Origin of the sequence: Pedobacter frigoris, from assembly GCF_005116445.1 — a bacterium.
GTDB lineage: Bacteria > Bacteroidota > Bacteroidia > Sphingobacteriales > Sphingobacteriaceae > Pedobacter > Pedobacter frigoris.
In genome coordinates, this window is sequence record NZ_SWBQ01000002.1 from 699,375 (window position 1) to 717,857 (window position 18,483).

An 18,483-nucleotide genomic window follows, 5' to 3' on the forward strand; every position below is an offset into this window, starting at 1 on the left:
GTTTAACTAAAGTTAAAAAATTATATTAATATATACATTCATATATTATTAAATAATTATTAATTAATCATCAATACCATTTTCTTCCGTTTCATTAATTTACGATATTATATACAGCCAATATAATCACTTACGGACATTTAAATTATTACGTAAAATGTTTGCGTTTCGTGAAGTGACCCCCAATAATTAAGTATTATGCCGGAGTATAATTGCGGAATGCAGGGGTCAGTTTTGCCGAAGCTCCCATACAAAAAAGTAGCTTTCATAAACGCCTTTCATTCTTGATTTTTTGCACTCGGACACCAAAAGCAACCAATACCAGTTTTTTTCTATCTGCTAATTTATATAAGACAACTAAATAAAATCACTCATCTATTATTTGTGGTAAACTTGCAATTAGGGAAGTTGTTGCAACCTTTGAATTTTCCAAACCGACCACTGCGTATGACCAAAGCGCCTCCACAATTTGGGCACAGATATCCATCGATTAATCTTGAACGCTCATATTCACGTTTTCTAATACTTCTTATATGATCGCTTCGCTTAAACTTACGACTGATATTGAGGGATTTTATTTTATCAAAAATCGCCTCTTTTTCTATATCTAAGAGTGTGACCTCTTTGTAAGCTTTAATCGTCCTCAAGAGTTGTCCGGAATAGATAACACCAGAATCCGATTCGACCTTCAAAGTTGTATCACCTGTAAAAACAACTATAGGAATATAATTTATTTTGTAAAAACCGACAAGATTAGCCTTTAAAGCCCTTATGTGCCCCAAATTTTGGCGTACTGGATTATAAAAACGCTCCTTTCGGCTATAAATAATCTGCGTCCAATACTCAGAATTCTCATAGCCAAGAATCCAACCTTTCAAATTCTTCGTCTCGATCACAAACAATCCAAAATTTGAAACAATCAAATGATCAATCTGTGATGCCCTATCTCCGACTTCTAATACCAGATTATTGATCACCATGTATTTAGACTTGGGTAATCTCGCTAGCTTCCAAGCTATGGTTTTCTCTCCTATTACGCCCTTTAGTCGCCTTCTATAGACTGAATAGATCACAGCTAGGGCGATAACGATAATTAAAATCCAAATATTTACATTGAGATCTAGCATAGTGTAATCTGTTTTCGCATTTCAAGATATCGTTTTAATGATTAAGTTATATTTAAGAGATCAGAAACCAACTCTTTCCTTAGAAATGTAAAGTCGGGTACTAATCTACTAAATAACTGTAATCATAATTTGCCCTTATTCGAAATTTTATATAGCTCCCGAAAGGTTTTCCCCCAGGGTTTAATGTTTGCTAAATCTCCTTCTTTTATACCAATGAATCTTTCTAGTGCAACAACTTTCTGATATGGTATATCTCCTGGGCTGCCTTCTTCTAAGGTCATATAATTTGTTAGGGTACTCCGTGAAATACCGAGGATACCTGGAAGAATTTTCATCACAAATTTATATTCTTTGTTTGTAAGGTATTCCAACAGCTCTTCAATTCTATACTTTTTTATGCCTGTATATGGTTTAGATTTCATAATAAATGGAATTCAAAGCCTCTGCCTTGAATGGCGAAGTCAGTTTCTAACGGAACTCTGCGACAGTAATGAGAATTGAGTGGCCACCTTTGTCGGATCTGCCGGACTTTGATCTAGTGGCCACTTTTACCGCCTCTTTAGTTATTCATAGTTATTTTCTTCCGTCTTTTTTGGACGGGTCTTTCTCATGGATTCTCCCGTGGCATCAATTCTATGCGCACTATGAACGATCCTGTCTAGCACCGCATCAGCAATGGTCTTTTCTCCAATGATATTGTACCAATCTTTCACCGGGAGCTGTGAGGTAATGATCAGGGACATTTTATCATGCCTGTCCTCGATAATATCCATCAACATCGCTCTGGATGTGGCATCCAGCGGATGCAGACCAAAGTCGTCCAGGATCAACAATTCTGCTTTTTCGATTCTCGCCATTTCTTTAATGTAACTGTTATCTGCCTTAGCCTGTTTCAATCTGGTGAAGAGCTTAGGCGTACTCCAGTATAGCACTTTGTATTCTTTGGCACAAGCCTGGTACCCTAGTGCTGAGGCAATATAGCTCTTGCCTATTCCGGTTGGGCCAGTGATTAGCACATCTTCATGCTTTTCAATAAAACCACATTCTGCAAGCCTCATGATCTGATTGCGGTCGATGCTTCGGTCACGATGAAAGTTGATGTCCTCTATGGAACCCTTATATCGGAATTTTGCTGCGTCTATAAGCCTGTTGATCCTGCGGTTTACACGATCCTCGTATTCTGCCTCCACCAATTCTGCTAGAAATTGATCAGGAGTATATTTCTCCGTATTTCCAGTGTCTAACTGTGCTTTAAAGGTGTGGAACATGCCAAAGAATTTCATTTCTCTTAGCTTATCTAATGTGTCTGAATTGTTCATAATAATTGTTAAGTCTATTTATAATATTTTTCACCTCTGATGTTCTTGTGGCTAGGCATCGGGAGTTCGCCAGCAAAAGGGTTTTCCCGGTGGCCATCCATATTACTCTCCAAAATCGATTGGATAGATTTGAACTTGGTATGTACACCAAAGTCCATTGCTCTTCGGCATGCACCAGCAAGGCGTTCGGGGCCAAACTTTTTTACCAGGCTCAACACGCCTTCACATGAGCGGTTGATCTGATCTACGTGCCGGTTGCCTTCCAACATCACTGCAATAACCGCCCTAACATCTTCATGGATAGCCGCAGCCCGTTCCAAATACCGTTCCGGTGAACGATCTGCGGAGTACTGGTGCCGTTGGCTTAGGTGATTCTTGTTGGTGGTATAAACGTATTTTGCTTTATCCCGTTTATGGACTGCAATACGTTCGTTTTTGAAAAAGATTTCTACAGTAGAAGCCGTATATAGGATCTTTACCTTAGAATGGACAAAGCGAAACGGAACACTGTAATAGTGTTTATCCTGACCAAGATAGGCATGACCATCGGTTTTTACCTTAGACCAGACCTGATCTTTGATTTCAAATCGATCAACCGGAAGTGGTTTAAGTTCTTTCCGTTCAATCTCTTCAAACTGCATTCTCCGGCTGTAATCACGCCCTTTTAGTAAATGATTATTATGGTGTTCCAGGTTTTTCCAAATGGCCTTATTCAACTCTGCAAGGGAGTGAAAGACTTTCTGCTTAACCGGAAGATATATCCGGGTATACATGATCCGGACGGCTCCTTCAACTAATGCCTTATCTCTTGGCTTATAGGCCCTGGCGGGAAGCACGCACGTGTCATAATGTTGTGCAAAAGATTCAAAAGTTTGATTTAGGGTCGGCTCGTAACGGTGGCTCTTGATTACGGCTGCTTTCAGATTATCTGGGACGATAGCCGAGGGAACACCCCCAATGTAGTGCAACGTATTTTCACAAGCCTTAACAAAGTCCTCTTTTTGCTGGCTTGCAACAGCTTCAATATAGGTAAGCTGGCTTGCGCCTAAGATCGCCACAAAAACCTCAACCTCGATTACCTCTCCGGTCTCCATGTCCGTATAGCTCAACTTTTTACCCGCAAAGTCAACAAATAGCTTATCCCCAACTTTATGTGTCTGGTGCATTGTTGGACTGACTTTCTCTTGCCATAAGTTAAAATAATGGCAGAATTGAGTGTACTTATAGCCATTAGGAAATTCTTTCATGTATTCTTCATGAAGCGTAGCCCTGGTGACTCCGGTACGTTTTAGCTCCTTTTCCATCTTTGGAAAGCAGCGTACCAACGCCTCCATACGTCGGTTTTTTAATTTAGGTTTTTCTTTGATCTCACCAAACAGATCGTTCAATTCATCGTCGTCTAAGCCATCAACATCCTTAATAGGATAATCACAGGCTTCAAATGCGGCAATGTATTTTTTTACTGTATTACGGGATATTTCGACATAGTCAGCAATCTTTTGCTTTCCCTTCCCCTGGTCATACAACCTTAGAATTTGTCTGATTTTATTCATACTTATAGTGGTATTAGCCATTAATTGAATGATTATTGAAATCCTCCAACTTGAATAGGCCGCTACAGCATGAGAACACAAGAAAGATCATGTGATTTACATTTTGAAAACATATTGCTTTAACCCCCTAGTTAGTGGTAAGTATCGGCAACTATCGGTATAAAATGACTTGATTTTCTAATACTCTCAGATCATATAAACACTTATTTCAGCAACCTCGAAGTCATTCCGATAGGAAAATTCGTGCTTAAATCTGCGGCGGCCCCAAATGAATTGGAGTATATAATAATATTAGTTTTCCTGTTATTATGGAAAGATCATCTCGACACAATTCCGGGGACTTTGCCAGTCCTTCCGGTAGGAGAAATTGTGTTCAATCGGTCGCTGCATCCTGGTGACATGCAGTAGATAACAGTTTAGACAATCGCAAATATATGTATTGTCTTGAAATCACCAAATAAACAAATGCTCACATGGCATTAAATATCCATTTCATGAAAATAAGTCATGGTATGCAGTACATCAATATAGGTGATAGAATTGCAAGTGTAGCGAATTGCTTCAGGCTCAGGCACCTGGGTATGTCCTACGACCTGGTGATAACCAATGAGCATATCTAGCATAGTTTCCTTTCGATCTGCCCATATCGGGCTACCTAGTCCCAGATCACCTGGCTCGCCTCTGTGTATACCCTCGCTATATAACATATACCGTTGTTGTGGGCTTCCTTCTGCCTCAACTTTATTAATGAGATCGGCGATAGTATCATTATCGTACCTAATGTCATTAATTATTGGCGATCTCAAAAACTCCCGGTACCAGGAATTGGAAATTCCGGCATGTGTAAATATATAGTTTCCTCGCTGGTAAGCCATTTGAAAACAATCTTTGTTCTGATTGAACAGTTCGGTTAACCGCCTTTGCATACTCGGGCGAAAACCCTTAATCTGATACCTGGGAAAATGTAGGTATTGCACATCATGATTGCCTAAAAGCAATATAACCCTTTTCCAGTATTTGCGTTTGAGTTTGATAACCGCAACCAAGTTGTTATAGATAGCCTCATCTTCTTCAGTAAAGGAATCCACATAATCACCTAAAAATACGATCTTGTTATATTGTTTAAAGTCAATATCCTGCCAGCTATTGCGGCCATGTAAATCTGGAATAAAAATATGCTTCATAGACATCGGCTCTTTTTGGTGTATTTTCTTTCCGGGCTATCAATTTGTTTTTTTTCGGCAATAATTTCAGATATGGTCTTTCCATACAATAATATTCAAAGCGAAGTTATATAAAAACAGGATTGAACGGCAATTTGTTGCCGAATGTAAAACGTAAAGCGGTGGAGGCGACCGGAAACCCCCAATTATTATGTATTTTTGACAACTACAATTTCAATTTACGATAACTCAATGCCGGACTAATGAATTTCCTTATCCTGGGAACTGAAATCCCTGACTATAGCCATCCTGTACTATTGAAATATAATCCACAGGAAAATGCAGCCCGTCCGCTAACAGAGGATGAGAAGATCATGAAAGCAGTAAAAATGCTACAGTCTAATTCTTATGCATCTGATTTGGAAAAGTTGCGGTTGTATTATAAGGAGAAATTGCAAAGACTCCAGGTAGTCTACAATGAATACCTTTCAAAGTATGGAGTGTTTAATATGCCTTCCGGAGGATTAGGTGCATGGATAAAATTGAACCAAGATCAGCACATATCGCCAATACTGGCACCACTGGCCGAGATCGGTATTTATCAACCAAATGATAACCCACAACTTGACACAAAGCTGCCGATAGTTGGGATCAGGGCTGGGTTTGGTTCTCCAGATATTGAAACGTATGAAAAGGCATTTGGACTGCTAGCGGCACAATTCAAAACAGTGAAATAGGAAACAGCTGTCTTTATCTGGTGCATTACGTTTTTTTGATCCTGAACTTCATGAACATCTTGTCATAGGCGAATGCAATGCATGGCTTATCAGTATAGTGCAGATTTCCTGAAACAAGCCCCTCGATGTAACCATCCTCAACCTTTGTAATCAGCACCGAACCCTTCTCATATTTCTCAACATACTCGCATTCGTAGATCGAGCTTGAATAAAACCCGGAAATATAGTGCGTCACATAGGCGTCATCACGACCCGCAAACTTGTGGATGCCTTGTGTAGGTGTGGCGCAGAAGATCCTTACGGTCTGGCCATGTTGGGTCTCTGAGTTATAGAGTCCTTTTATGTCCATCTTTCCTTTAATGAAAGATTTTTCAACGGTCTGGGAAAAAACTTTTGATCCATAACGGTCCCAGTAGATGAATTCATCTGGCAGAAGAATCATCCTATCACGCAGGAAATAGACAAAATCAGGATATGGCCTTTTTGGATCCCATTGGACTGAGGTCATATCCAGATACGCAATTATCTCCAGTTCCCCGCCACTGGTAATCTCGTTAGGGGCAATATAGGTAGCACTTTCCCCCTCATTTATCAGCTGCCCGCTAGTATGTTCCGAGGAACCGCTCTGTGACCATCTTTTAATCTTTACAGCTGTTACAACGGGATACAACAAATCGTCATCATTATTTTCCTTCGGCGGTTCTACTGAAATTACCTCTAACTTCGCAACATCTCTTGCAAAAAGCTCGTCCTTTCCGATGTTATGTACGATCTTTGCGCCCGCATAGATGCTCCAATCGCTAAAATGTCTGGTCTTTACGCTCACAAGGTTCTGCGTGGTGTTATAGACTGAGGTATTAGTCTTATGCCACTTGCCATCGGTGGTCTGATAGGCCATGTACAGCAGTTCCCTTCTTGTCCCGCTATAGTCGGCATCGGTGTATCCGAAGGTCAGTTCCACATCCTTCAAAAATTTTACTGTTTCCGGCAACAGGCGATAGGCTCTCCCCACCCCTACCTTGCCAATTGTGTTTGAAACCTCCTGAATACTAATCTTCACATCGTTATCCAGCGCTCCTGGTGGGACAACGAGCTTAACGTTTCCATCGGCGGTTGCCAGTTGTCCGCCCGAGGCACCGATAGTCTGCTCGGTGATCTCACCAAGCACTTGTCCATGGTTTGGGGTTTCCATAGGAGGCTCCTCCTTGGGCAGATCAGGCTTTTTCTTACAGCCTTCCAGCCCGGCTATCATCAATAGCAGGCAGATGGGCAAGATCAATCTTTGTAAATCTATCCCGATTTTTTTTACGCTTATATTTTTCATTTGAACTAAAATTAATCCACAAACCTGTCGACAGTCTGCCCCGAAAACAACATTCGGAACGATACGACTGTTTTCTAGAGATATACGACAGCATATCGGTGTCAAATGGCATATAAGTCAGCCGGTCAGACCGGTTATCAGGCATACTTAGCAAGTTCAAAAAATACCAAATCAATTTTAGGCAATGCAGATGGCAGCTGTCTGTGTTCCATTTGTTTTTTTCACCCCTTTGGCTATCTAGTCAAGAAAGCTGCAAAGGCGCAAAATTTGCGCACAGGAGCATTTTTAAAGAGATAATTCCTTTTAAAAAGATCGTGTTGGAACACTTTAATCCACATTTTATGACAACGGTACTTTTTGAGTTGAAAAGGTGAAGAGACCAAAATAGAATGATTACTGTGATTGATATAGAAGAAATGCGTGAAACTGTAATACGCGACTAAAGCGAGATTAATTAAAATTCTCTTTATAACTATAAAAGCCACCAGTTACCACCGGAGAACAAATGAAAAAATGACTACATCGCCCCCATTTCCTCTTTATCTCATATACTTTAATATGGTATACTATATGGTAACCAATACTGTGTTTTTCTCAAATTTGAATACCTGTTTTTCATTCATCCTTGAAATTATCAGTGCGTAGCAATCGCTACGTTCTTCAATTTCTAGAAGCTCGCCTAGATTTGCCAGAACGACACCTGCTTCAATTTTTGATATATGGACACAATTAATTTTCGGGAGATTATCAGAAAGTAACATAAGATGGGATGATTATGTCCACTATATGGAGCGTTTATGAGTTCGTTGTCTAATACAATAATAAGTTAAGAGTTGTGCAAATAGCAGGGGCCGGAATTGGGTTCCGATCCCCCGCGTATTAACGCTCTCAGCACAAAAGTACGGAAATATTTCTATTGATATAAAATGAGGATGGTACATCGGAAGTATGACTTCCAAATTATTTAGAAATATGTCAGATTTATGCTGACAAAATCCCCTTAATACTATACTTGGTATTATTTTGCCAAGGAATACAAAATTCCGATTACTATACTCCGCCGGATATGGCGGAAGCCAGTTGTAGCTGCCTTTCGGCAGCATTTGGGCGCCGTTATCAAAATATTTAGAACAGGTGAAGTTGTTTGAGACTTAACCTTTCATCCCGATAATGCAGGTTGTTTTCAAATTTTATTGCGTTCCATTTGATGATATGGTATCCCCCGCAAAGTGTACATTGATAAGCCGATCTTTTGTACGAGTCTGCCCCTGCCGATGTTTGATCCGTTTACCGTTAATATCCCTCCGGCTTTTATACGTCCATTTCAAACTGAACATAATGCACCGAGCTTCCAGAATGGAAGCAAATCTGGCTTTTTCGGTGGCGACACATTTTGGTAACATAGCCTAATGATATGGTCATGCTAGAATATAAGAAAATTATTACTGATAAGAAAGAAGCTCATGCCGATATGATGTTGTTGCCTAATCAAATCGGATCAATTTCGTTCTCGGGATTACGGTTTATTAAATTATAATCCTGCTCTGCATCAAAACAACTCTGCGCGGTACCTGGGATTAATTCCGTATCGGTTAAATGCTTGATAACAATTGGTTCATTAGCGAATACTTTAAACCAAACAATAAAGAAGCCTATTTCAGCAGCATTGATGGCAATATATTTTCCAGCCGTTTCAATATCATCAGGAGCAACTTGCTTTATTCTATTAAATAAATCAAGCGACGCTTCTGCTGCAATTAATGCCCCTCGACGACGTTTCCATCTAATATCTACAATGTTAGGTCTATTGTCAACATCGGTTAATCCTAATAAATTTATCGTATTATCTGCTTTTTCAGTCTGTCCATGAGTTAGCCCTAGTTTGGGGACAATGATACTTGCTTGCGGATTATCAGTATGTGTGGATACATCAAAAGCCAGTAAAGTATTGTTTTCTTCTGGAAAATATAGCTTAGAGAAATCTACGGGGTTGTTACTTTTAGCATTGTTACAAGGGCCACAAGCTAAAAGCATATTTTCCCATGTAAGTACATCTCCGACGGGATCGCCGTCATGTGGATTTTTTGGAACTACATGTTCTACATTTAAACTATGACTTAGCGGTATATTACAATACGCACAATAGTAACCGATTCTTTGAATTAGGTGATTCCTCCAATGGGTATAATCGGTAACGACTATTTCAACGTTATTTTCAGTTGGACACAAACCTTTGTCTAATGGCCGCATATTATTTCTTTCCTTTCGAGAGGTAATTAAGTTCAAGAAATGCCCGCAATCCGGGATCACTTACTTCCTGGATTTCCTTTGAAATTAAATCTGGATTAGTTTCGGAAGCCATTAATTGCAAAATTTTCTTTGCTTTATCGTGACGTTTAGTATTGTCCACTGCGTATGCACTTTCTACACCCATAACGTCTATTGCTACTTCATCAATCTTCATTTCATTAGGTGGCACATCCATGATAAAATCTAAGTTAATTAGTTCGTCACTATTAACCGATTGCACAATAAACGGGGAATGAGTGGTAACTATAAATTGTATTTTTGGGAACGCTTTTTTTAAATTGGCAACCACAGTTCTTTGCCAGTTAGGATGCAGGTGCATATCTAATTCGTCAATCATAACCACGCCGCTACTTTGCTTTACTGCCTCTTTTCCTTTAAATCCATTTAAAATAACACAACGATAAGCTATGTCAGTAACAATCCCCAACATTCGTTTCACGCCGTCACTCATTAATGAATGCGGTAACCGTTTGGTCTGTTGCCCCTCAATTTCGCAATCAGCGACAAGTTCTACTCTGAAGTTATCAAACGAAACATTTTTTAGATATGGAATAGCGGTTTCAATAGCTTCAATTACGGCTTCATAGGTACCTTTAAATTCAAGATCAGCCTCTAGATTTTCCTTGTAATAGTAAAACCATTGAGTGAAAGTGTCCTCATCCGATTTGGCCCCTAGCGCATTATAGTAGCCATCACGAATGATCACCCGGTTTTTTTTGGTTCTGCTTTTCCTGGTAACATTACCACCTAATTGCTTTACGCCAAAGAAAACAATAACGGGGAGCACCGGTCGATCTAGATCATTTAAAGATTTTGCATAATCCTCAGCGATTATTTTTATTTTGGCAGTGCCGGATTTGTCGCGAGAAGTTGACTTTCCATGTTCAAGTATCATCCTACGCCATGAAAATTCGCCACTTCCGTTTATAAAGCCTGTAGCCTCCACAATAGTTGGGGTGAAATATTCGGATTGCTTAGAACGCATATTTATCGCAAACTTAATTTCATTCTCATTTATATTTCTTCGGGTAACGTAGGGCAAACCTAGAAAAAAAGCACCAGTTGCTATCTGGACAGCATGCAATAAGGTTGACTTTCCAGTGCCATTATCCCCAATTGCTACGGTAAAAGAAGGATTAAGATTGAAATTCTTTTCTTCAAACCCTCTAAAATTCTGGATATATAACTTATTTATCTGCATTATGAAATAATTAAATCCTAGGTTGGTTGATAGCTACTTTTTAGATTTGTATGACTTTTGTTCGTGTAGGGCGATAACCTTTTCTTGGGTTTCAATGATGACTGACATATCTTTTATTTTTTCATTCTTAGCGTTCACTTCAAGTTCTAAATCCATAATGCGATTTTGAAGTGCTACGGTATCATTGCTAAACATGCTTTTAAGTGGTTCTTCATCTAAATAAAATAGAAAGAGGTTCTTATTAAGAAGTTTTGAAAAGGAAATCAGCTTATCAATATCAACTGTATCTCTTTTGTAAATTCCGAAAAGTGTGGACTCGCTTACATTTACATGTTCAGCAATAACTTTAGCTTTCAGACCGCTTTCTTTAACCAATTTGTGGATGATTTCGCCAATTACTACAGCCATATACAAAGCTGCTAAAACAGGATTACAGATATCCCAGATGACACTACAATTTATTAATAGTAAAAACTATGATATTTTGATAGTATTTGTAAAAAATGTATATTTGATAAAGCGAATGAAGTAACACTGTTGATTATAACAGCATTCCCTTTTATTTAATAACATGATATAAAAAATAGATTACAAAAAATTATAATTTAGCGGTACCCTTATGAAAATAATAAAGCATCGCTAAAAACGAGCTTCGCTGCCAAATCTGGTAAATTTTGCAAAGTGGAGTAAGTATAGCATTTGCTCCCTATAAATTATAGGGTGCGGTGCTTGCTTATACTTTACTTTGCGCCAACTTGAAAAGGTTGGTAGGCCCACCAGAGCCAGGCAGTAGAGGATGGCAAGTTACCGTGCCCTATTGTTATTCTAGACACTTACTGCCGTTCTAATGAAGCTCATAATTATTCAAATTGGAATAAATTTCATGAGCTATGTCGGACTATCACACCCTTTCTGACCTTGATCTGATCTCTTTATTAAGAGATGGGGATCATGCTGCCTATACCGAAATCCACGAAAGGTACCATTATTTAGTATTTATTGAGGCTTATAGAAAACTTGGTGATGAAGAACTGACAAAGGACATTGTACAAGAACTTTTTGTAAATCTTTGGATAAAACGACAAACATCAACAGACGTCGACAACTTAGCTGGTTATTTACTTACAGCGGTAAAATTTCGCATTTTTGACTTCTTTGACCATCAGAATGTTGAATCTAAATACATTGCATCTTTAACGGATTATGCCAATACCGGAAACATTGCTCATACAGACTATTTAACCAGAGAGCGAGAGTGGGAAAAATATATTGATTTGGCTATTCAGTCGCTACCACAAAAAATGAGGCAAATATTTCAGCTAAATAAATCGGACAATTTATCGTATAAAGAGATAGCCAAAAAGCTTAATACGACTGAGAATAATGTTCAAAAACATATAAACGGTGCAATCAAAGTATTAAAAACCAAACTGACGGCTCTATTTTAAACTCCTTTAAAAAAAATACTTTTTTATTTTCCCATTCCCGTCGGTAAAACCGACACTTCTTCAATCCATTACCTTTTGATAATGACAACTGAAGAAGCAAAACGATTAATTTCTAAATACAATGCAGGAAACTGCACTGACCAGGAAAAAGCATTACTAGAGAAGTGGTATATGCAACTGGACGTTCAAGACGTCAATATCTCTCCAAAAACTATTGAGAGCTTAGGTGAACAAATTAAAAATCTTCCTGGCTTTGATGGCAAATCGAAAATCATCAAACTCTGGTCAGTAATTGCTGCGGTAGTTTCTATCACTCTAATTGCAGCTGGCGTTATATTGTTCAATTATCGCTCAGAAGAACACCCAATTACAAGTAAAATTGTCCAAGACATTGCTCCTGGGAGTAATAAAGCTACTCTCACCTTTGCAAACGGCAAGGTCATAAACTTAAGTTGCGCTAAAACAGGAATTGCAGTTGATGCAGCTAAAATCAAATACAATGATGGCACAAAAATCTCTCGCAACAATGCTGATAGTTTTTCAGGATTAGCAACAATCACAACACCAAAAGGTGGTGAGTACCACATAGTCCTTTCTGACGGGACAAAAGTATGGCTTAACGCCGCTTCAACGTTAACTTTTGCAACCTCTTTTAGAGAGCGTGGAGAGGACAAGCGCAGGGTGACTTTGAGCGGCGAGGCCTACTTTGAAGTTTCTAAAGACAAGAGCCGTCCCTTTGTCGTTAAGGTCGGACATCAAGAAATATTGGTGTTGGGCACTCATTTCAATATTAATGCCTATGAGCCGAAAGCAGTTATAAAAACAACATTGCAAGAAGGGGCTGTGAGAGTAATTAGCCTTAAAAAAGACAGGACTTTTAGAAAATCTAATCTAAAACCAGGGGAACAGGCAATATCCTCTGAAGCCGCCACATTGATTAAAAAAGTGAATGTAGAATTAGAGCTAGCCTGGAAAAAAGGCAAAATACAATTTGTAAGAGCAGATCTAAAATCTGTCATGGACATGATCAGCCGATGGTATGACATTGAGGTAATTTATCAATACTATCCAAAGGAAGCTAAGTTTACTGGCTCTATTTCCAGATCTAAAAATATTTCAGAAGTCTTAAGCCTTCTGGAAACCACCGGAGAAGTCCGATTTAAAATAGAAGAAAGGAAGGTATTTGTAATGAAATAAATATCACCTGGTGAATAGCAACCGGCCCCAGCGTAGGAACTGTGGGCCGGTCTAGCTCAGTCAAAAGTAAAAATGCGATAACACGATACGATCAACTAAACCGAGACAAATGTACAATATTTACTTATACGGTGCGCCCGCCAGGAGCTGCACTGCCAAATTTTTGATCATTATGAAGCTAAGTTTTCTCTTCTTGATCATACCCTTGATACAGGTTACGGCTTCATCCAAAGCACAAACCATTACTTTAAACAAGCAAAATGCATCCATTAGCGCTGTTTTTGAAGAAATCATGATGCAAAGTGACTATGATTTTTCTTATTCGGAACAACAGATTTCCAAAGTTGGCCTGATTACTATTTCAGTTACCAAAGCCAGTATTACTGAGGTTCTGGATAAATGCTTTAAAGGTCAACCACTTACTTACTCGATTAAAGGAAAAAACATCATAATAACGGCAAAAAAAACATCGCTATTTCAAAGGCTTGCAGATAAATTCAGCAATATAGATATCCAGGGAACCATTGTCGATGAAACGGGATCGCCACTTGTCGGGGCAACTATAAAAATTAAGAGTAGTACCACCATCGTCAGGACTGACCGTCAGGGTAGATTTTTTATGCAAAATGTTGCTGAGGATGCAATATTGGTTATATCTTATATAGGCTATGAAACACTAGAAATTACAGCTTCTGAAAATATCGGCATAATTAAGTTAGGTTTTAAAGCAGGTCAGCTAGAAGAAGTTAATGTATCAACAGGATATCAGACTTTGGATAGGTCTAAAACAACGGGAAGTTTTGCGCAAATAGACAATCAACTTCTTAATAGAAGTGTTTCATCTAACCTAATCGATCGGATTAAAGATTTGGTCCCTGGTGTATATTTTCAGGATCGTGATCCCCAATTAAATAGCATCACTACAAACCCGCTTGCCAAAAGTACGGGAATAACTGTTCGCGGACAAAGTACATTCAATGCATCAAAAGAGCCTTTGATTATCCTGGATAATTTCCCCTATGAGGGTGAGGTCAATAATATTAATCCGAATGACATTGAAAGCATTTCAATTTTAAAAGATGCATCTGCAGCATCCATCTGGGGCGCAAGATCGGCTAATGGAGTAATCGTCATTACGACCAAAAGGGGCAAATTAAATCAGCAAACAAAAATTGATTTCAGCAGCAATTTTACCATTATCAACAAACCTAATCTTAAATACGACCAAGCCTTTTTAAGCTCTAAGGACTATATTGAAGTAGAAGAGGTTTTGTTTAACAATGGCTATTTTGACAGTCAACTAGCCGATGATGTGACCTTTCCAACGATCACACCTGCTATTGAATTAATGACAAAATACAGATCAGCTACTACAGATCAACAGCGCAATGAGATTCAACAAGAACTAAACCTCCTTAAAGCTAGTGATGTCCGCGATGATTACAGCCGCTATCTATATCAGAAGGGACTTAACCAGCAATATTCATTAGGTATTCGTGGTGGCACGAACAACATGACCTATACCCTTTCAGCAGGCTATGATAAAAACAAAAACAACCTCATCAGAAATGAGTACAGTAGGATTTCGATTAATTCTTTGAATACCTACACCCCTATCAGAAATTTGGAGCTGACAGCCGGAATAAATTACTCCCAAAATGAAACCTTAGCCAATAATGAATACATCTATGGTTCATTTACAGGTTTAGCTTATCCGTATATTTCTATTTATCCCTACGCCAGTTTCGCGGATAATCAGGGCAATAGTTTGCCTGTATTGCAAAATCTAAGGCGTCAATACATTGACAATACCAGCTCTCTGGGGTTTTTAGATTGGAATCTCAGACCATTGGATGAGATCAAACTCGCTGACCATAAAATTAAAAACAGCGATTTACTTTTGAAATTTGGCGCTAAGTACCAGGTTCTGCCCTATTTAAGTATACAGCTAAATTATCAAAGCGAGAAGCAGATCATAATAGATCGCAATTATCGAAGCATCGATACCTATTATGCCCGCAATTTGATCAATCAGTTTAGTGCTTATGATGCTTCATCCGGAAGCATCTCCTATCCATTTCCCAAGAATGGCATATTGGATCTATCCAATGTGAACTGGCAAAGCAACAACCTAAGAGGACAAGTCAATTTTGAAAAAACCATTAACAAGCACACCATAAGTGGTTTGATTGGCGCAGAGGTAAACGAATTAGAAACAGAAGCCTATAGCCGCACCTCTTATGGTTATAATGACCAATTTGGCTTATCCGTCAATAACTTAAACTATGAAACTTTTTATCCCATAAACCCATCCGGATCTGCAAACATTCCTGCTCCGCTGGGGACCGTAGGCGGAATGTTGCGGAGAACCATTTCTTACTTCTCTATAGCTACTTATCAATATGACAGTCGCTATACCATAAATGTAAGTGTAAGAAAAGATGGCGCAAATCTCTTCGGGGCTAAAGTGAATGATAAATTTAAACCCTTTTTATCCGCAGGACTGGGCTGGGATTTATCTAAGGAATCATTTTACAAATTACAATGGCTTCCTTATCTACGTTTAAGAGCCTCTTATGGCTACCAGGGCAATACCTACGAACTTAGCTCAGCTTACCTTTCCGGATATTACACCAACAATAATACCACAGGAGCTAGTTCCATTTATATTACCTCAGCTCCTAACCCACGGCTTCAGTGGGAACGCGTTAACAACGTCAATCTTGGTGCAGACTTTGGCATTGCAAACAATACCCTTACAGGTAGCTTAGAATTGTTCCATAAGTACGGAAAGGAATTAATTCAGCCAACCGAGTTGCCCGCTCAAACGGGCTTTATGACCTACCTGGCTAATACAGCCAGCACCCAAACAAAAGGAATAGACCTGACTTTAAAAAGTCAAAATCTCAACGGAAAATTTAAGTGGGCAACGACATTCTTATTGAGCTGCATAAAAGATAAGGTCATAAAATATGATTCGCCTTTAAATGCGTCCAGTATAAGCAATGGTGATTATGTTGAGGGTAAACCCTTGTACTCCATATTCAGCTACAAATGGGCAGGCTTAAATCCTGCTAACGGTAATCCAAGGGGTTATCTAAATGGACAAATCAGTGAAGACTATTTAGCCATCAGGAACAATTTCAATCCTGACAGTTTAGTATTTAACGGATCTCAAATTCCGAGTGTTTATGGTTCATTCAGAAATGATTTTAGTTTAAAAGGGATCAGTCTGTCTGTTAATATATCCTATCGTCTTGGTTTTGTCTTTCGCAGACCTTCGGTGAACACAAGCTATGAGAACCTTATACAAGCGGGGCATGCTGATTATCAATTAGCATGGAAAAGACCTGGTGATGAAAGCTCCACCAATGTGCCCTCCATAATCTATCCAGGAGATTCGAACAGAAACTCTTTTTATCAACTTTCTGAAATTCTAGTGGAACCCGGGGATCATATCAGGCTTCAGGATGTTCGATTAGGATATGAGCTTAACGCTCAAGCTTTAAAGGCAATTGGCCTGGCATCCCTAAACGTATTTGGTTTTGCCAATAATATAGGAATCATTTGGAGAAAAAATAAATCAGGTATTGACCCAGCCACTGATCCAAGAACAAGGAGCCAGTACCCAAATCCATTCACAATTTCGTTCGGTATAAATGCTAATTTTTAAACTCATGAAAAGAACTGACAGACTATTCCATATGAATTACATGTACCTTTTAATTGCCTGCTTAATATTTCTTGGTTGCAAAAAGCAAAACGATTGGCTGGACATCAAAGCAAATAAAAATGATGTAGTTCCACAAACTTTAACAGACTTCCAGGCTATATTGGATAATACGGACAGAATGAACGTAACTTCTGCTGCTGGTTTACCAGGATCAGATAATACTTATCTGACAGATGCTTCTTTTTCAGCCTCCACACAAGATGAACGAAACCTCTATACCTGGAAAAAGGAAATCTGGTCCCTGGACAATGCGATTACCTGGAGTTACAGTTTTAGAACCATAGGACTCGCAAATGTAATCTTGGATGGCTTAAACAAAATCGAGGCAAAGGGAGAAATATACAATAACATTAAGGGACAGGCACTTTTTCACCGTGCTTTTGCTTATTACAATATGGCGCAGTTATTTTGCCACCCTTATAGTCCATCAGCAAATACAGACCTTGGGCTTCCACTTAGAACCAATTCGGACGTAACCGTTATAACACAACGTGCCTCTTTAAGCCAGACCTATGAACAGATCATCAGTGATGCGCTCCTTGCTACAGAACTACTCGCAACATCACAAACTTATGTTCAACGTCCGGTACGATCAGCAGCTTACGCGCTGCTGGCAAAAATCTATTTGAATATGGGTGATTATACCAACGGCGCCCAGTATGCGGACAAATGTTTAGCACTAAGCCCCCAACTCTTAGATTTCAATGACGATACCATTGTTAATTTATCAACGACATACAGGTTTCCTGCATATGCCAAAAATAACCCCGAGGTATTGTTCTATACCGAAAGCAATCAATTCTCGCAGGTTCTTGCCAGCAGCTCCAGCAGGGGATTCATAGACCGGGACTTATATGGAACCTATGAACAGGAGGATTTAAGAAGAGTATATTTTTTTGCTACCGTAAGTACTGGAGTAAAATTTAGAGGCGGGTACTCCGGAAGATCCCCAAATTTCTGTGGTTTAGCTGCTAACGAAATTTATTTCATACGCGCAGAATGCCGTGCCAGAGATGGCGATGCAGCGGGCGCATTGGCAGATCTGAATTTAGTACTAAAAAATAGGTTCAAATCCGGAAGCTTCACTGAAAAAACGACTGCCAGTGCAGATGATGCGCTACAGATTATCCTCAACGAAAGGAGGAAAGAATTTCCGGCAACAGCAAATATCCGATGGGAAGACCTGAGGAGGTTGAATCAGGAAACCCGATTTCAGAAGACTCTTACCCGAAGCGTAAATGGAACTTCATATACCCTGCTTCCAAATGATAAACGCTATACACTGCCCATTCCTACTCAGGAAATCCGGTTAAGTGGAATTAAACAGAATGATAGATAAATAAAATATTACGATGATAAAGAATTCAACTG

Annotated in this window: 14 protein-coding genes; 5 read left to right on the forward strand and 9 right to left on the reverse strand. The window is 39.1% G+C overall.

The window, feature by feature from the left end:
* Positions 1 to 371: 371 nt before the first annotated feature.
* From FA047_RS09565 to FA047_RS09585, 5 genes are all read right to left on the reverse strand, one after another.
* Entirely contained in the window at positions 372 to 1,127 is a 756-nt protein-coding gene (locus tag FA047_RS09565) for an NERD domain-containing protein (RefSeq protein ID WP_136835815.1), read from the reverse strand.
* A gap of 122 nt (positions 1,128 to 1,249) precedes the next feature.
* Positions 1,250 to 1,549 carry a hypothetical protein gene (locus FA047_RS09570; protein WP_136835816.1) on the reverse strand — a complete coding sequence of 100 codons (300 nt, stop codon included), beginning with the start codon at positions 1,547 to 1,549 and terminating at the stop codon, positions 1,250 to 1,252.
* 141 nt (positions 1,550 to 1,690) lie between these two features.
* Complete coding sequence (istB, locus tag FA047_RS09575; RefSeq protein WP_110829120.1) at positions 1,691 to 2,446, reverse strand: IS21-like element helper ATPase IstB; 756 nt, start codon at positions 2,444 to 2,446, stop codon at positions 1,691 to 1,693.
* Positions 2,447 to 2,460: 14 nt separating this feature from the next.
* The gene (istA, locus tag FA047_RS09580; RefSeq protein WP_262709978.1) at positions 2,461 to 3,999 is read right to left on the reverse strand and encodes an IS21 family transposase; all 1,539 of its coding nucleotides are present in this window, start codon (positions 3,997 to 3,999) and stop codon (positions 2,461 to 2,463) included.
* A gap of 479 nt (positions 4,000 to 4,478) precedes the next feature.
* Entirely contained in the window at positions 4,479 to 5,183 is a 705-nt protein-coding gene (locus tag FA047_RS09585; RefSeq protein WP_169304372.1) for a metallophosphoesterase, read from the reverse strand.
* A 242-nt stretch (positions 5,184 to 5,425) separates the two neighbouring features.
* Here FA047_RS09585 and FA047_RS09590 point away from each other — a divergent pair, with 242 nt between their 5' ends.
* Complete coding sequence (locus tag FA047_RS09590; RefSeq protein WP_136835819.1) at positions 5,426 to 5,899, forward strand: aminotransferase-like domain-containing protein; 474 nt, start codon at positions 5,426 to 5,428, stop codon at positions 5,897 to 5,899.
* A gap of 25 nt (positions 5,900 to 5,924) precedes the next feature.
* On the opposite strand, the gene FA047_RS09595 is transcribed toward FA047_RS09590, so the two are convergent.
* The 4 genes from FA047_RS09595 to FA047_RS09615 all read right to left on the reverse strand — a co-directional run bounded on the left by FA047_RS09595 (position 5,925) and on the right by FA047_RS09615 (position 11,142).
* Complete coding sequence (locus FA047_RS09595; RefSeq protein WP_136835820.1) at positions 5,925 to 7,223, reverse strand: hypothetical protein; 1,299 nt, start codon at positions 7,221 to 7,223, stop codon at positions 5,925 to 5,927.
* A gap of 1,488 nt (positions 7,224 to 8,711) precedes the next feature.
* Positions 8,712 to 9,473: an HNH endonuclease gene (locus tag FA047_RS09605; RefSeq protein ID WP_136835821.1), complete on the reverse strand. Its 762-nt coding sequence runs from the start codon at positions 9,471 to 9,473 to the stop codon at positions 8,712 to 8,714.
* Position 9,474: 1 nt separating this feature from the next.
* On the reverse strand, positions 9,475 to 10,734 hold the full coding sequence (locus FA047_RS09610) for an AAA family ATPase (protein WP_136835822.1): 1,260 nt from the start codon (positions 10,732 to 10,734) through the stop codon (positions 9,475 to 9,477).
* A gap of 33 nt (positions 10,735 to 10,767) precedes the next feature.
* Complete coding sequence (locus FA047_RS09615; protein WP_136835823.1) at positions 10,768 to 11,142, reverse strand: bacteriophage CI repressor; 375 nt, start codon at positions 11,140 to 11,142, stop codon at positions 10,768 to 10,770.
* Between the two features lie 482 nt (positions 11,143 to 11,624).
* Between FA047_RS09615 and FA047_RS09620 the strand changes: the two genes are divergently transcribed.
* The 4 genes from FA047_RS09620 to FA047_RS09635 all read left to right on the forward strand — a co-directional run bounded on the left by FA047_RS09620 (position 11,625) and on the right by FA047_RS09635 (position 18,451).
* Positions 11,625 to 12,182, forward strand: coding sequence for a sigma-70 family RNA polymerase sigma factor (locus FA047_RS09620; RefSeq protein WP_136835824.1), 558 nt, complete (start codon positions 11,625 to 11,627; stop codon positions 12,180 to 12,182).
* 81 nt (positions 12,183 to 12,263) lie between these two features.
* Positions 12,264 to 13,379, forward strand: a complete 1,116-nt coding sequence (locus FA047_RS09625) for a FecR family protein (RefSeq protein WP_136835825.1) — start codon at positions 12,264 to 12,266, stop codon at positions 13,377 to 13,379.
* Positions 13,380 to 13,551: 172 nt separating this feature from the next.
* The gene (locus FA047_RS09630; RefSeq protein ID WP_169304373.1) at positions 13,552 to 17,052 is read left to right on the forward strand and encodes a SusC/RagA family TonB-linked outer membrane protein; all 3,501 of its coding nucleotides are present in this window, start codon (positions 13,552 to 13,554) and stop codon (positions 17,050 to 17,052) included.
* A 4-nt stretch (positions 17,053 to 17,056) separates the two neighbouring features.
* Positions 17,057 to 18,451 carry a RagB/SusD family nutrient uptake outer membrane protein gene (locus FA047_RS09635; protein ID WP_169304374.1) on the forward strand — a complete coding sequence of 465 codons (1,395 nt, stop codon included), beginning with the start codon at positions 17,057 to 17,059 and terminating at the stop codon, positions 18,449 to 18,451.
* Positions 18,452 to 18,483 lie beyond the last annotated feature (32 nt).

Coding starts and splice junctions, on each gene's coding strand:
- FA047_RS09590 (WP_136835819.1), top strand. CDS start 5,426: ATGAATTTCCTTATCCTGGGAACTGAAATCCCTGACTATAGCCATCCT.
- FA047_RS09610 (WP_136835822.1), bottom strand. CDS start 10,734: ATGCAGATAAATAAGTTATATATCCAGAATTTTAGAGGGTTTGAAGAA.
- FA047_RS09620 (WP_136835824.1), top strand. CDS start 11,625: ATGTCGGACTATCACACCCTTTCTGACCTTGATCTGATCTCTTTATTA.
- FA047_RS09565 (WP_136835815.1), bottom strand. CDS start 1,127: ATGCTAGATCTCAATGTAAATATTTGGATTTTAATTATCGTTATCGCC.
- FA047_RS09635 (WP_169304374.1), top strand. CDS start 17,057: ATGAAAAGAACTGACAGACTATTCCATATGAATTACATGTACCTTTTA.
- FA047_RS09605 (WP_136835821.1), bottom strand. CDS start 9,473: ATGCGGCCATTAGACAAAGGTTTGTGTCCAACTGAAAATAACGTTGAA.
- istA (WP_262709978.1), bottom strand. CDS start 3,999: ATGAATAAAATCAGACAAATTCTAAGGTTGTATGACCAGGGGAAGGGA.
- FA047_RS09570 (WP_136835816.1), bottom strand. CDS start 1,549: ATGAAATCTAAACCATATACAGGCATAAAAAAGTATAGAATTGAAGAG.
- FA047_RS09595 (WP_136835820.1), bottom strand. CDS start 7,223: ATGAAAAATATAAGCGTAAAAAAAATCGGGATAGATTTACAAAGATTG.
- istB (WP_110829120.1), bottom strand. CDS start 2,446: ATGAACAATTCAGACACATTAGATAAGCTAAGAGAAATGAAATTCTTT.
- FA047_RS09585 (WP_169304372.1), bottom strand. CDS start 5,183: ATGAAGCATATTTTTATTCCAGATTTACATGGCCGCAATAGCTGGCAG.
- FA047_RS09630 (WP_169304373.1), top strand. CDS start 13,552: ATGAAGCTAAGTTTTCTCTTCTTGATCATACCCTTGATACAGGTTACG.
- FA047_RS09615 (WP_136835823.1), bottom strand. CDS start 11,142: ATGGCTGTAGTAATTGGCGAAATCATCCACAAATTGGTTAAAGAAAGC.
- FA047_RS09625 (WP_136835825.1), top strand. CDS start 12,264: ATGACAACTGAAGAAGCAAAACGATTAATTTCTAAATACAATGCAGGA.